Below are 14,669 nucleotides of genomic sequence, written 5' to 3' on the forward strand. Positions count from 1 at the left end.
TCCCCGGCTCGTACTGTCTGATCGCTCACTGTTACGAACGGGGGAGGATCAGTGCGTAGTCGCATACCCATGCCCAGGTGGCGGAGCCGGAAACCGGTTTCGGCGGTAAGCGGGTCGCGGCTGGTGGCCGCGGGCTTGTCGGTCGTGCTCGCCGCGACCATGGCGGACTGGGTGACGGTCCGGCCGGCAGCGGCGGCCGTCGCGCCGCCACCACCCGCGGCACCCGTCGGGTCGCAGACGCTGGAGCGGCCGGACGAGGCCGCGGCGATCCACACCGCCCGACTGACCGGCAAGAAGGTACGGATCGGCGGCATGACCTCCGAGACGTCGGAGTTCTGGGCGCTGCCCGATGGCCGGGTGGAGGCGGAGGTCCACCTCGGGCCGGTGCGGGTACGCGACGACGACGGCGCCTGGCAGGCGGTCGACTTCGACCTGGCCCGCCAGCCGGACGGTTCGGTCCGGGCGAAGGTGCACCCGCACGACCTGCGGCTCTCCGGCGCGGCCGGACCCGGCGAGCACGACCTCGTCACGGTCGGTCGGGGCGGCGAGCACCTGTCGCTGGGCTGGTCCGGTGAACTCCCCGAGCCGGAGGTGGCGGGTACCCGGGCCACCTATCCGGAGGTCCGTCCGGGGGTCGACCTGGTGGTCGAGTCGACCCGGACCGGTTTCGAGCAGTACCTGGTGGTCAAGCGCCGCGAAGCGGTCGCGCAGGTCCGCAACATCGCACTGCCGCTGCGTGGCAAGGGGCTCAGGGCGGTGGCGGACGGCCGGGGCGGCTTCGACATCCGCGACGCCGACGGTGAGACCGTCGGCGTGTCGCCGGAACCGCTGATGTGGGACGCCCAGATCGACCCGAGGTCCGGTGAGCGACTGCGGCAGGTGAAGGTCGGCAAGCGGATCGGTGCGGCGAAGGGCGGCCGGCTGGCGGTGACGCTGACGCCCGACGAGGCGTGGTTGACCGACAAGGCGACCAGCTTCCCGGTGACGATCGACCCGGCGGTCACGCTCAAGCCCAACTACGACGCCTTCGTCCAGATCGGCTACACCAGCGACCAGTCCGCGGCGACCGAACTGAGGCTCGGCACGTTCGACGGCGGCGCGACGAAGGCCCGCTCGTTCCTCAGCTTCCACAACATGGAGTGGTTGCAGGGCAAGCAGGTCCAGGCGGCGACCTTGTATCTGTGGAACCAGCACTCGTGGTCCTGCACCGCCCGACAGTGGGAGACGTGGCAGACCAACTACGTCACCACCTCCGCCCGCTGGACGAACCAGCCGACGTGGGTCAAGCGGCTGGGTTACACCACCGCGACGAAGGGCTACAACTCCTCCTGCGCCGCCGGCCGGGTCAACGCCTCGGTGACGGGTGCCTTCGCCGATCTGGCCAACGGTGTCACCTGCTGCAGCACCGTCAACATCGGGCTGCGGGCCGCCTCGGAGACGGACAACCTGGGGTGGAAGAAGTTCCACTCGATGGAGGCCGCGAACGACCCGTACGTCTCGCTGACCTACCAGACCCTGCCGACGGTCACGGCGCGGGCGACCGTGCCGGCGCTGCCCTGCGCAACCGGTGCGAGCACGCCGTACGTCAACACCAGGACCCCGCAACTGCGGGCCCAGGTGACCGACGCGGAGGGTTCGCAGGTGCGAACCGAGTTCGAGTGGCTCACCGGTGGCGGCACCCGGATCGGCGGCACCACCGTCGGACCCGGTGCGTCGGGTTCCTGGCTGGCCACCGTGGTACCGGCCGGTGCCTTCGGCGAGGGCGGCACCTACTCCTGGCGGGCGCGCGGCAACGACGGCAACGGCAACGGACCGTGGACCGGCTACTGCGCGATGATCGTGGACACGGTCGCGCCGTCGGCGATGCCGACCGTCTCCTCCACCGCCTACCCGGCGGGTCAGTGGGCCGGTGCGACCGGCACGGCGGGCAGCTTCACCTTCGGCGCGGCCGGGGTGACCGACGTGGCGGCGTACGAGTACGGGTTGAACGTGAACCCGCCGAACCAGACGGTCAACGCGGCGAGCCTGGGCGGCAACGCGACGGTGTCGATCACGCCGACCACGGACGGCCCGCAGACGTTGTACGTGCGCTCGCGGGATCGCGCCGGAAACCAGTCGGCGATCCGCAGCTACACGTTCAACGTCGGATCCGGTGCGGTGACGGCGCCGAAGGAAGGTGACATCACCGCGGCGAAGGTCGCGATCACCGGTGTCGGCCAGGCGGCGGCGACGGGCGTGACGTACCAGTGGCGACGGGGTGACGCCGACGCGTGGGTGAGCATCCCGGCCGGTCACGTCACGGTCGCGGCCGGTGGCGGTGCGGTGACCTGGCCGTTGCCGACCAGCGGCGGTGGCGCCTTCGCCAAGCTCAACTGGGACGTGGAGGCGACCCTCGCGGCGGTCGACGCGGAGTCGATTCCGCGCAACGGCCCGCTGCAACTGCGCGGTACGTTCACCGGCGGCACGGGCGGCACGTCCAGCCCGGTGAAGATCACGTTCGACCGGGACCAGGCGTCGGCCGCCGCCGAGGAGATCGGGCCGGGTTCGGTGAACCTGATCACGGGCAACTACAGCCTCTCCGACACCGACGTCTCGGTGGACTCCTACGGCAGCGACCTGACGGTCACCCGGTCGTACAACACCCGACGGTCGGCGGAGACCGACTCGGCGAACATGTTCGGCCCCGGCTGGGTCTCCGGTGCCATGGTGGAGGAGGCCGAGGCCCCGTACACGTCGCTGACCGTGTACGGCTCGCTGGTCCAGGTCGGGTTGCCCGAAGGGGACACGATCGGCTTCACCAAGCGCACCGCCACCGCGTTCGACCCCGAGATCGGGATGGAGTTCCTGCGGCTGTCGTACGCCAGCGGCACCGACTCGTACTCCCTGCTCGACGAGGACGGCAACAACGTCACCTTCACCCGGGTGGCCGGCACCGCGGCCGGCAAGTACTTCCCGACCTCGGTGATGGTGCCGGGCAGCAACCAGACCACCACGCTGGGCTGGGAGCGGGTCACCGTCGCCGGTAAGGAGGTGGTCCGGCCGGTCCGGATGCTCGCCCCGGTCGCCGACGGCGTCAACTGCGCGACCCTGACCCGGGGCTGCCGCGCGTTGACCTTCACCTACGCCACGGGTACCACCGCCTCCGGCACCGCCGAATCGGGCTGGGGCGACTACACCGGCCGGGTTAAGGAGATCGCCTTCACCGCCTGGGATCCGGACCTGCCGACCCCGGCCATGCGGACCGTGCCGATGGCTCGCTACGCGTACGACAACGCCGGCCGGCTGCGGGCGGTGTGGGACCCGCGGTTGGACTGGAACGACGCCGGCACGGTGCGGCAGTTGCGGGAGACCTACGACTACACCGCCGACGGGATCCTCAGCGCGGTGAAGCCGGTGGCCGAGGAGCCGTGGCAGTTCAGCTACACGACCATCCCGGGTGATCCGGGCGTCGGCCGGCTGCACAAGGTGACCCGCTCCGCGCTGACCGCCGGCACCGCCACGCAGACGGTGGTCTACAAGGTCCCGGTCTCCGGCACGGGTGCACCGTACGACCTGTCACCGGCCCAGACCAGCCGGTGGGCGCAGCCGGAGGCACCCACCGACGCCACCGCCGTGTTCCCGGCCAACCAGGTGCCCACCGGCAACCCGGCCACCGGTGCGCTGCCGTCGTCCTACGAGCGGGCCACCGTCACCTACCTGGACGCCAACGCCCGGGAGGTGAACACCGCGACGCCGGGCGGGCACCTCAACGCCACCTGGTACGACCAGTGGGGCAACACCGTCCGTACCCTGACCGCCGGCAACCGGGCGCGCGCCCTCAACGCCAGCCCGACCGACGACGCGGCGGCCGAGAGCATGCTCGCCCGCAGCCGCTCCACGCTGAACATCTACTCGGCGGACGGGCAGCGACTGACCAGCACCCTCGAACCGGAACACGACGTCATGCTGCCCACCGGCGTGGTGGTGCGGGGACGCAAGCACACCATGAACACCTACGACCAGGGCGCGCCCACCACCGGTGGGCCGTACAACCTGGTCACCAAGCAGGATGTCGGCGTCCGTATGTGGGACGCCGAGGGTCGGGAGAGCGACCACGACATCCAGACCACCACGACCGCGTACGACTGGGGCCTGCGTCAGCCGACCGTGGTGACCGTGGACCCGGGTGGCCTGGCGCACACCGTCCGCACCACCTACGACCCGCTCACCGGCCTGGTCACCGCCACGACCACGCCAGCGGGCGGCACCAGCACCAGCACTCCGGCCACCCGGCGGACGATCTACTACCGGGCCACCTCCGGTTCCGGTCACACCGACTGTGACCTGCGGCCGGAGTGGGCGAACCTGCCCTGCCGGGTGCAGCCCGGTGGGCAGGCCGCCAGCGGACCGGAACTGCCGGCCACGGTGACCACCTACGACATGTTCAACCAGCCTCGGGTGGTCACCGAGAAGACGGGTTCGGCGACGCTCCGGACCATCACCACCAGCTACGACGGTGCCGGTCGGGCCTACGAGACCAGCATCACGGTGGCCGCCGGACTCGGCACCGCCGTACCGATCACCCGGAACGTCTACGAGCCGGCCACCGGCCGCCTGATCCGTACCCAGCAGGTGGTCGGCGGGCTGGCGACCGCGCAGGTGGTGCGGGGCTACGACGGCCTCGGCCGGCAGACGACGTACACCGACGCCGACGGGGTCACCTCCAGCACCACCTACGACCTGCTCGGTCGGGTGGCGACCAGCAACGACGGCAAGGCCACCCGTACCCACACCTACGACGGCGGTGCCGAGCGGCGCGGGCTGCTCACCTCGATCGTCGACTCACAGGCCGGCACCTTCACCGGCAGCTACGACGTCGACGGCGCGCTGACCAGGGAAACCTGGCCGAACGGGGTACAGGTCACCACCGAGACCGACGAGACCGGCACGCAGATCGGCATGACCTACGTCAAGCCCGGCTGCGCCGCGGCGGACTGCACCCTCTACACCGAGTCGGTGGTCGAGTCGGTGCACGGTCAGTGGCGGGAACGGGCCTCGACCCTGTCGGAGCAGAGCTACAGCTACGACCGGGCCGGGCGGCTCACGACGGTCCGGGACACCGTGGGCGGCCAGTGCACCACCCGGTCGTACGGGTTCAGCACCGCGTCGAACCGCAACTCGCTCACCGCGTACGCCCCCGGAGCGGACGGCACCTGCCAGACGACGACGGCGGCGTCCTCCCGGACCTGGACGTACGACACGGCCGACCGGGTCAACAACACCGGCTACAGCTACGACGCTCTGGGCCGGACGACGACGGTGCCGGCCGCCGACAGCGTCAGCTCGTCGAGCGGCAACGTGACGGTCACGTACCACTCGACGGACCTGGTCGACACGATCACCCAGGGTGGTCGGACGACCGACTACACGCTCGACGTGACCGGTGAGCGGATCCGTTCCTGGACCGACAACTCGGGCGGCAGCGCGGCTCAGTCGGTGCACCACTACGACGGCGACGGGGACAGCCCGTCCTGGACGCAGGAGACGCCCGAGCTGTTCACCCGACCGGTCCCCGGCCTGGGCGGGATGGCGGGCATCTTCGACAGCGAGAGCGGGCAGGTCGACTGGCAGATCGCCAACCTGCACGGCGACCTGGTCGCGGCGATCGACGGCGACGACGAAGGGCTCTCCCGGACCAGCGAGACCACCGAGTACGGCACCCCGCGCAACGCCGCAGACATCGGCGGCCAGCGGTACGGCTGGCTCGGCGCCAAGCAGCGGGCGGCGGACAGCGTCTCGGGCATCGTGCTGATGGGAGTGCGCCTCTACAACACCGTCACCGGACGCTTCCTCCAGGTCGACCCGGTGTACGGCGGCAACGCCAACGCCTACGACTACTGCACCGGTGACCCGGTCAACTGTTTCGACCTGGACGGCAAGTGGAGCTGGCGCAAGACCCTGCGCCGAGCCGCCACCATCACCGGCTTCGTCGCGCTGGGCGCGTGCGTCGTGGCCAGTGCCGGTCTCTGCCTCGGAGCGACCGCCCTCGCCGTCGGCGCCAGTGCAGCCTGGAACGGCTACCAGTGGCGGAAGAAGGAGATCTCCGGAAGGAGGGCCTTCGCGAACGTCGGGATCGACGCCATCTCGCTGCGGCTCAGCTCGGTCCGGACCCTGAAAAGAGTCCGGATCAACCGGGCGGTGGGTAAGCACCGGGCATCCGGAGGACGCCACCACCACAAGGTGTTGAAGATCAACAGCGGGGCGCGCGGGGCCTGGCGCGGGTTCAAGAGTGGCCTGCGGCGTCACCCGGTTCGGACCGCGTTCCGGGTCGGTGCCCAGGGCTACTATGGCTATCGCGCGTACAGCAACGGCTGGTAGGGGCAGGGGTTCGACATGGGCACGCACCTCGGGCTGGACGACATCGCGTTGTGGCCTGTCGTGCTGGGTCTGTTCGGCTACTGGGTGTTCCTGCTGGTGCGCGCGATCCGGTGGAGAGCCGTGCCGTGGTATTTGAAGTCCGTGTCCCTGGTGGCGTATCCGTTGGCCATCGCCGCTCTGCTGACACCCCGGTACGAGTACTGGATCGGGTTGCCCGCCCTGGTCCTGATCGTGGTGGGTTTCGTCATGGACGGTCTGTGGCGACGGACCGAGGTCTTCGGCTCGTTCGACGACCCGGCCCGCCGACCGGAAGCCGGACGGCATCGATCGTGACGACCGACTGAGAGCAGTGAACGATGTGGACCCGGCGCTCAGCGCCGGGTCCACAGTCGTTCAGCCCGCGGTACGTGCCACGCCCACCGGGCAGCTCAGCCCGTTCGGGCCGTGGTTGCAGTAGCCGTTCGGGTTCTTGGTCGGGGCGAGGTACTGCTGGTGGTAGTCCTCGGCCAGGTAGTAGTCGCCGAGCCGGGTGATCTCCGTGGTGATCTCGCCCTTGCCGGCCCGGGCCACGATCGGCGCGAACGCCTCCCGGGACGCCTCGGCGGTCGCGAGCTGCTCATCGGTGCTGGCGTAGATCGCGGACCGGTACTGGGTACCCACGTCGTTGCCCTGACGCATGCCCTGGGTCGGGTCGTGGTTCTCCCAGAAGACCTTGAGCAGGTCCTCGTAGCTGATCTTCGCGGGGTCGTACACCACCTCCACCACCTCGGCGTGCCCCGTCATCCCGGAGCAGACCTCCTCGTAGGTCGGGTTCGGCGTGTAACCACCCGCGTAGCCGGCGGAGGTGGTGAAGACTCCGGGCAGGGTCCAGAACAGTCGCTCAGCACCCCAGAAACACCCCATACCGAACACGGCGACCTGGTGCCCCTCGGGGAACGGGCCCTTCAGCGGGGTCCCGAGCACCTCGTGCCGGTCGGCCACCGGCATCGCGATGGGACGGCCGGGCAGGGCCCGGTCGGGTGAGATCATCTCGGCCTTCAAGCGGCGGAGGAACACGGTGGGACTCCTTTCGTACCCTTCCCCGCGTGCAACACCGGCGGATCCCACTTCCTTACCCGCGCCGTGCCCCGTCAGGCCGTCAGTGCCGATCGGACGCGCTCCGCATAGGAGGTGGCCTCCGGATCGTCGGCGTACCGGGTACGTGGCCAGAAGAAGCCGCGTAACCCGTCGCCCTTGGTCCGGGGGACCACATGGGTGTGCAGGTGCGGCACCGACTGGGACACCCTGTTGTTCATCGCCACGAAGGTGCCGCCCGCGTCGAGACCGGACTCGACCGCGACGGCGATCCGCCGGACCAACCCGAAATAGCCGGCGAGGGACTCCGGCGGCAGGTCGGCCAGAGTGACCAGGTGCGTGCGGGGCACCACCAGCACATGCCCCTTGAACACCGGTCGGGTGTCCAGGAACGCCACCCCGTCCCGCTCGTCGGCGACCCGGAACGCCTGCACCTCGCCCGCCACGATCCCACAGAAGACACAGCCTGCCACGACGCCCAGATTACGGTCCGGCAGGGGCCCGGAAGTGTCGGTGCGCCGTGCTACCTATTGGCGAGCCTGAATGTTCCCACGGGGAAAACAACGGCGGTCTGCCAGGGCGGAGCCCTGCCCGCCGAAGTGCTCCCCGCGTGGGTCGGTTCCGGCAGCCGTCGGCCGCGCACAGGGCGCGGTCGACCATCTGACGAGGAGGCTGGCATGCGCGCCAGGCGTCTGTTCCTCTCCGCATTAGCGGCCCTCACCGTGTTGGCCGCCGCTCCGCCCGGCCCGGCGATCGCCGCCGAGACGGTTCACACCGTCGCCCTGCCCCTGACCGCGGTCGCCGACGTCGTCTCGTCCGGCGACCGGGTCTTCATCAGTGGCGGGCGCGACTCAACCGACGTGGTGGTGGCGAGTGCGGCGGGCGATGTCGAGACCACCCTGCCCGGCCTGCCCGGCCCCACCGACCTGCTGCTGAGCGCCGACCGCAGGACGCTCTACGTGGCACTGCCCGCAGCGGGCGAGATCGCCGCGTTCGACACCGGCAGCCTGCGCGAGTCCGCCCGGTACGGCACCGGCTCGGCCGGCTGCCCCTCCTCGCTGGCACTCACCGGCCGCTACCTGTGGTTCGGTCACGGCTGCGGCGGCTGGGACGGCAACATCGGCCGGATCGACCTCGGCCGCCAGCCGGCCGTCGTCACGGAGCGGACGACCCACCGCAGTTACTACGGTGCGCCCATCCTCACCGCCGCCCAGCAGAACCGCGCGGTCCTGATGGCCGGCCAGCCAGGGCTGAGCCCGGCCTCGGTGGACGCGTTCGAGGTCGGCGGCGGAACGCTGACGCTGCTGCGCGGCAACGAGTTCGGTGCGCTCGGTAGCAACCTCGCCGACATCGCCCTGGACCCGACCGGCACCACCCTCTACACCGCGGCCGGAGCCCCCTACCAGGTGCAGGCCTTCCCGGTCGCGGACATCTCGGTCCCGTCGCTCACCCTGCCCACCGGTCCCTACCCGAACGGCGTCGAGGTGACGCGCGACGGAGCACGGATCGCCGCCGGGGTGGACGCCTCCTACGACCCGGACATCTTCGTGTTCGACAGCGGCGGCGCCGAGTTGGCGCGCTTCGAGCTGAACGCCCCACTGGTCCGGGGCGCCCTCGCCTGGTCGCCGAACGGCTCGCGGCTCTACGCGGCCACCGCCGACTCGTGGCTCGGCGTGCGGGGCGCCCTGCACGTCATCCGGATCCCCACCGCCTGACATCGCGGCTGGTCCTGCCGGGCGAGGCACCCTCTCGCCCGGCAGGGTTCGGAGCGCCGGGGCGGGGTGGGACGGCTAACGTCTGCAGCATGACCCACGGCTTCGAGACGCTCGCCATCCACGCCGGCCAGGACCCCGAGGCCCGCACCGGCGCGGTGATCCCACCGATCTACCAGACCAGCACGTACGCCCAGGACGCCGTCGGCGCGCCGAGGCTCGGCTACGAGTACAGCCGCTCCGGCAACCCCACCCGCGACGCGCTCCAGGAGTGCCTGGCCGCGCTGGAGGCGGGCCAGGTCGGCCTCGCCTTCGCCAGCGGCCTGGCCGCCGAGGACACCCTGCTGCGTGCCGTCTGCGCCCCGGGTGACCACGTGGTGATCCCCGACGACGCGTACGGCGGCACGTACCGGCTCTTCGCCCGGGTCGCCGAACGGTGGGGGCTGGCGTACACCCCGGCCAGGGTCACCGACCCGGACGCCGTGCGGGCCGCGATCCGGCCCGGCGTCACGAAGGTGGTCTGGGTGGAGACCCCGACCAACCCGCTGCTCGGCATCGCCGACATCGCCACCCTCGCCGCCGTGGCGCACGACGCCGGGGCGCTGCTGGTGGTCGACAACACGTTCGCCTCGCCGTACCTGCAACAGCCGATCACGCTCGGCGCCGACGTGGTCGTCCACTCGACCACCAAGTACGTCGGCGGGCACTCCGACGTGGTCGGCGGCGCGCTGGTGGCGGCCGACGCCGACCTGGGTGAGCAACTGCGCTACCACCAGAACGCGATGGGCGCGGTCAACGGGCCGTTCGACGCGTGGCTGACCCTGCGCGGCATCAAGACCCTCGGGGTACGCATGGACCGGCACTGCGACAACGCGGAGCGGATCGCCGCGTACCTGGACGGGCACGCCAAGGTCGCGCAGGTGCTCTACCCGGGCCTGCCGACGCACCCCGGGCACGAGGTGGCGGCCAAGCAGATGCGCCGCTTCGGCGGCATGATCTCCTTCCGGGCCGCCGGCGGCGAGGAGCAGGCCGTGGAGATCTGCAACCGGGCCCGACTCTTCGTGCTCGCCGAGTCCCTCGGCGGGGTGGAGTCCCTGATCGAACACCCCGGGCGGATGACACACGCGAGTGCTGCCGGCTCGCCGCTTGAAGTTCCCTCCGATCTCGTGCGACTGTCTGTCGGCATCGAGACGGTCGAAGACCTGCTCGCCGATCTGGAGCAGGCGCTGGGCTGACCGCTGGCTTGGGAGGGTGGCCGTGCAGGACATCATGCCGACCTGGGTCGGAGCGACCGCCAAACAGATCGCCCGGGGCGTACGCCGGGGTGACGTCTCCGCCACCCAGGTGCTGGCCGACCACCTTGACCACGTCGCCAAGGCCGACGTCGACCTCGCCGCGTTCCGCACGGTGCGCGGCGGGGAGGCGGTCACCGAGGCGGAGAAGGTCGACGAGCAGGAGGACCTGGCCAACCTGCCGCTGGCCGGGGTTCCGATCGCGGTCAAGGAGAACACGCCGGTGGCCGGCATGCCCACCTGGAACGGCTCGGTCGCGGTGCGTACCGCGGTGGCGGAGGCCGACCACGAGGTGGTCCGCCGGCTGCGCGGTGCCGGCGCGGTGATCCTCGGGGTGACCCGGATGCCGGAACTGGGTCTGTGGGGCCTCACCGACGACGAGACCGGCGTCACCCGTAATCCCTGGGACCTGTCGCGTACCCCCGGCGGTTCCTCCGGTGGCGCCGCCGCCGCGGTGGCCGCCGGCCTGGTGCCGATCGCGCACGGCAACGACGGGCTCGGCTCGATCCGGATCCCCGCGGCCTGCTGCGGCCTCGTCGGTCTGAAGCCCGGTCGCGGCGTGGTGCCCTGCCAGCTCGGCGCCGAGGACTGGTTCGGTCTGACCGAGCACGGCATGCTCGCCACCACCGTCGCCGACGCGGCCGTCGGCTTCCAGGTGCTGGCCGGCCGGGCCCAGGGCAAGCTGGTCCCCCCGCAGCGGCTGCGGGTCGGTGTGTCGCTGCGCTCCCCGGTGCGCGGTGTGTCACCGGACGCGCCGAACCGGGACGCGGTGGCCGCCGCCGGCCGGCTGCTCGCCGCGGCCGGGCACGACACGGTGCCCGCCGACCCGATCTACCCGACCGTCCTGGGACTGCAGGGCATCGCCACCTGGTTCGCTGCCGCGGCGGCGGACGTGCGGGCCGCCGGGGTCGACCGGCGGGCCCTGCAACGCCGCAGCCGGCGGCACGTCGCGCTCGGCGAGTGGGCGTGGCGACGCGGGTACGTCCGGGAGGCGGACCGGCTGGCCTGGCGCGAGCGGTCGATCGGCTTCTTCGCCGACCACTCGGTCGACCTGCTGCTCACCCCGGCGCTGGCGAGCGCACCGCCGCCGGCCACCAGCTGGTCGACCCGCTCCTGGCAGGCGAACATGCTGGCCAACATCCGGTACGCGCCGTACGCGGCGCCGTGGAACATCGCCGGCCTGCCCGCCCTGGTGGTGCCGGTGGGTCGCCGCCCGGACGGGCTGCCGCTCGCCGTTCAACTGGTCGGACCACCCGGCTCGGAACTGCTGCTGCTCGGCGTCGCCGGTCAGTTCGAGCTGGAGGCCCCGTGGCCTCGGCACGCTCCCGGTTACCCGCGGGTCGGAACGGGGTCGCCCGCCAGCGCGTGATCATCTACGCTCCCGTTGCCGTCACCCGGGAGGTCCGATGACCATGCGCTGCCAAACCTGCGACACCGAGACCGACGTACGCATCGGTGAGTGCCCGACCTGTCGTACGCCGGTCGGTTCGCCGGTCCTGCGCCCGGGTGTCCGGGTGCGCCCGGTCAACGGCGTCGGTCGGGCCGCCTGTGTCGCCGTCGCCGCGACCACCCTGTTCCTGCTGCTGACGGTGGCGGTTCAGCCGGTCAACGCGCTGCTCGCCGAGCGGGCGGCCGACTCCGGCGACGGCGAGGCCTTCCTGCTCACCGCCGGGATGCTGGAACTGGCGGCGGCGTTGCTGTACCAGGTCGCGTTCCTGGTGGCGATCGTGCTCGTCATCGTCTGGACCTGGCGGGCCCGGACGAACCTGGACGCCTTCCCGGGCGCCGGGCCCACCCATTCCACCGGGTGGGCGATCGCCGGGTGGCTGGTGCCGTTCGTCAACTTCGTGATGCCGCACCGGGTGGTCGCCAACATCGCCCGGGAGAGTCTCTGGCGGCTGAGCACCCCGCCGCTGGTGCACGTCTGGTGGGGCAGCTGGCTGATGTTCCTCTTCGCGGAGCGGATCATCGCGCGTTCCTCCCTCGCCGAGTACGAGGCGCTGCCGTACCCGCGGACCGCCGCGGACTTCCAGGCGTACGCCGACCACTACGCGTCGGCGACCGGCGAGTACCTGGTCCCGGCGGTGTTCTGCGTGGTGGCCGGGGGATCTCTGGTGGTGCTGATCCGTCGGATCTCGGCGGCGCAGACCGCCCGGATCGTACGGTCGATGCCCGCTGGCCCGATCCTGCCCGGCATGACCGTGGCGGCACCGGCGGGATCACCGGGTGTCGGCGCAGCTCCGGCACCGGACGCGCCGTTCGAGCCGGCCGGTGCGCCAGCACCGACCGTGCCGGGCCAGGCGTCGACCGCGCCGGACGGGGCGGGTGGCACGATCTAGGCATGACGGAACTGGTCAGCCTGGACGATGTGCGCGCGGCACGGGAACTGCTCGACGGAGTCGTCCGGACCACCCCGCTGGAGCCGTCCCGTCCACTCAGCGCCGCGCTCGGCGGGCCGGTCTGGCTCAAGTGCGAGAACCTCCAGCGGGCGGGGTCGTACAAGGTGCGCGGCGCGTACGTGCGGATCTCACGCTTGTCGGCGGAGGAGCGCACCCGGGGTGTGGTCGCGGCCAGCGCCGGCAACCACGCGCAGGGCGTGGCGCTCGCCGCGGGGCTGGTCGGCAGCCACGCCACCGTCTTCATGCCGGTGAACGCGCCGCTGCCTAAGGTGGCGGCCACGAAGGGGTACGGCGCACAGGTCGAGCTGGTCGGTGCCACGGTGGACGAGTCGTTGGTCGCGGCGCAGACGTTCGCGGAGCGCACCGGAGCGGTGCTGATCCATCCCTTCGACCACCGGGACGTGATCGCCGGGCAGGGCACGGTGGGGCTGGAGATCCTGGAGCAGTGCCCGGAGGTCAGGACGATCGTCACCGGTGTCGGCGGCGGTGGACTCGTCTCCGGGTTGGCGGTGGCCGCGAAGGCGCTCCGGCCGGACGTGCGGGTGATCGGGGTGCAGGCGGCCGGTGCGGCGGCCTTCCCACCGTCGCTGGTCGCGGGGGAGCCGGTCCGCCTGCCGGCCTTCACCACCATCGCGGACGGCATCGCGGTCGGCCGTCCGGGTGATGTCACCTTCACCCACGTGCGCAAGCTCGTGGACGACGTGGTCACCGTCACCGAGGAGGACATTTCCCGGGCGTTGCTCGTGCTGCTCGAACGCGGCAAGCAGGTGGTGGAGCCGGCCGGCGCCGTCGGCGTGGCCGCGCTGCTGGCCGGTGCCGTCGAGGTGACAGCGCCGGTGGTGGTGGTGCTCTCCGGCGGCAACATCGATCCGCTGCTGATGCTGCGGGTCATCGAACACGGCCTGGCGGCGGCCGGGCGTTATCTGCGGGTGACGGTGCGCTGCTCGGACCGCCCCGGTCAGCTTGCCTCGCTGCTGAGCGAGATCGCCGAGCACCGGGCGAACGTGGTGGACGTGGTGCACCAGCGGGCCAACCCGCACCTGGGCCTGGGTGAGGTCGAGGTGGCGCTGTCGGTGGAGACCCGTGGCGTCGAGCACTCCGACACGCTGATCAGTGCCCTGCGGGCCAGCGGCTACCAGGTGACGATCGCACCAGAGGCGTGACGCGGTGGCGTCACGCCTCTGAACGAACGGATGCCGGCTCAGCCGGCCGACGGGTCAGCCGGAGAACGGCTCGAAGCTGACCACGGTCACCTTGATGTCGGCCCCGCTGGGCGCGGTGTAGGTGCAGGCCTGCCCGGCCTTGCCGCCCAGGATCGCCTGGCCGAGGGCCGACTCGGGGCTGTAGACCGTCAGATCCGTGGTCGAGGCGATCTCGCGCGAGCCGAGCAGGAAGGTCTCTGTGTCGTCGGCGTCGTCGTCGAAGTAGATCGTCACGACCATCCCGGGCGCCACGGCGTCGACGGTCGGCGCCTCGCCGACCTGGGCCGTGCGGAGCAGCTCCTTCAGGTAGAGGATGCGCCCCTCGGCCTTGCCCTGCTCCTCGCGGGCGGCGTGGTAGCCGCCGTTCTCGCGCAGGTCGCCTTCCTCGCGCCGGGCGTTGATCTCGGCGGCGATGACCGGCCGGTTGGCGATCAACTCGTCGAGCTCTGCCTTCAGGCGGTCGTACGCGTCCTGGGACAGCCAGGTGGCGGGCGCCTCGTTGCCATTGGACACAGGCGGTCCTCCTCGGTTGTGCGTGCTGGCTGACAGGTGAACCTCCAAGTTACCAGTGCCCTACGACAAGGAGTGTCGGCGATCACGCCGGCTACGCGGACGGGCTGCGAGCGACCAGGG

The 14,669-nt window shown here is 71.5% G+C and carries 10 protein-coding genes; 7 read left to right on the forward strand and 3 right to left on the reverse strand.

All coding sequences use genetic code 11. From position 1 onward, the window contains the following. Window positions 1-123: 123 nt before the first annotated feature. Both SM447_RS15515 and SM447_RS15520 read left to right on the forward strand, forming a co-directional pair. The gene (locus tag SM447_RS15515) at window positions 124-6,357 is read left to right on the forward strand and encodes a DNRLRE domain-containing protein (RefSeq protein WP_474573495.1); all 6,234 of its coding nucleotides are present in this window, start codon (window positions 124-126) and stop codon (window positions 6,355-6,357) included. 15 nt (window positions 6,358-6,372) lie between these two features. Then, window positions 6,373-6,690: a hypothetical protein gene (locus tag SM447_RS15520; RefSeq protein ID WP_474573496.1), complete on the forward strand. Its 318-nt coding sequence runs from the start codon at window positions 6,373-6,375 to the stop codon at window positions 6,688-6,690. A gap of 60 nt (window positions 6,691-6,750) precedes the next feature. On the opposite strand, the gene msrA is transcribed toward SM447_RS15520, so the two are convergent. Together msrA and SM447_RS15530 are read right to left on the reverse strand one after the other, a co-directional pair. Next, window positions 6,751-7,413: a peptide-methionine (S)-S-oxide reductase MsrA gene (msrA, locus tag SM447_RS15525; RefSeq protein ID WP_474573497.1), complete on the reverse strand. Its 663-nt coding sequence runs from the start codon at window positions 7,411-7,413 to the stop codon at window positions 6,751-6,753. Window positions 7,414-7,487: 74 nt separating this feature from the next. Next, window positions 7,488-7,904 (reverse strand): HIT family protein, encoded by a 417-nt coding sequence (locus SM447_RS15530; protein WP_474573498.1) that lies wholly within the window; start codon window positions 7,902-7,904, stop codon window positions 7,488-7,490. Window positions 7,905-8,108: 204 nt separating this feature from the next. Here SM447_RS15530 and SM447_RS15535 point away from each other — a divergent pair, with 204 nt between their 5' ends. The 5 genes from SM447_RS15535 to ilvA all read left to right on the forward strand — a co-directional run bounded on the left by SM447_RS15535 (window position 8,109) and on the right by ilvA (window position 13,997). After that, on the forward strand, window positions 8,109-9,146 hold the full coding sequence (locus SM447_RS15535) for a YncE family protein (protein WP_474573499.1): 1,038 nt from the start codon (window positions 8,109-8,111) through the stop codon (window positions 9,144-9,146). Window positions 9,147-9,235: 89 nt separating this feature from the next. After that, a complete protein-coding gene (locus tag SM447_RS15540) occupies window positions 9,236-10,378 on the forward strand; it encodes a cystathionine gamma-synthase (RefSeq protein WP_474573500.1) in 1,143 nt (380 codons plus the stop codon). Window positions 10,379-10,394: 16 nt separating this feature from the next. Then, on the forward strand, window positions 10,395-11,804 hold the full coding sequence (locus SM447_RS15545) for an amidase (RefSeq protein WP_474573501.1): 1,410 nt from the start codon (window positions 10,395-10,397) through the stop codon (window positions 11,802-11,804). Window positions 11,805-11,841: 37 nt separating this feature from the next. Further along, entirely contained in the window at window positions 11,842-12,774 is a 933-nt protein-coding gene (locus SM447_RS15550) for a DUF4328 domain-containing protein (protein ID WP_474573502.1), read from the forward strand. A 2-nt stretch (window positions 12,775-12,776) separates the two neighbouring features. After that, on the forward strand, window positions 12,777-13,997 hold the full coding sequence (gene ilvA, locus SM447_RS15555) for a threonine ammonia-lyase (protein WP_474573503.1): 1,221 nt from the start codon (window positions 12,777-12,779) through the stop codon (window positions 13,995-13,997). 54 nt (window positions 13,998-14,051) lie between these two features. On the opposite strand, the gene greA is transcribed toward ilvA, so the two are convergent. Continuing rightward, entirely contained in the window at window positions 14,052-14,549 is a 498-nt protein-coding gene (gene greA / locus SM447_RS15560) for a transcription elongation factor GreA (RefSeq protein WP_350695645.1), read from the reverse strand. Between the last annotated feature and the right edge of the window lie 120 nt (window positions 14,550-14,669).

The organism is Micromonospora aridisoli (assembly GCF_056150025.1).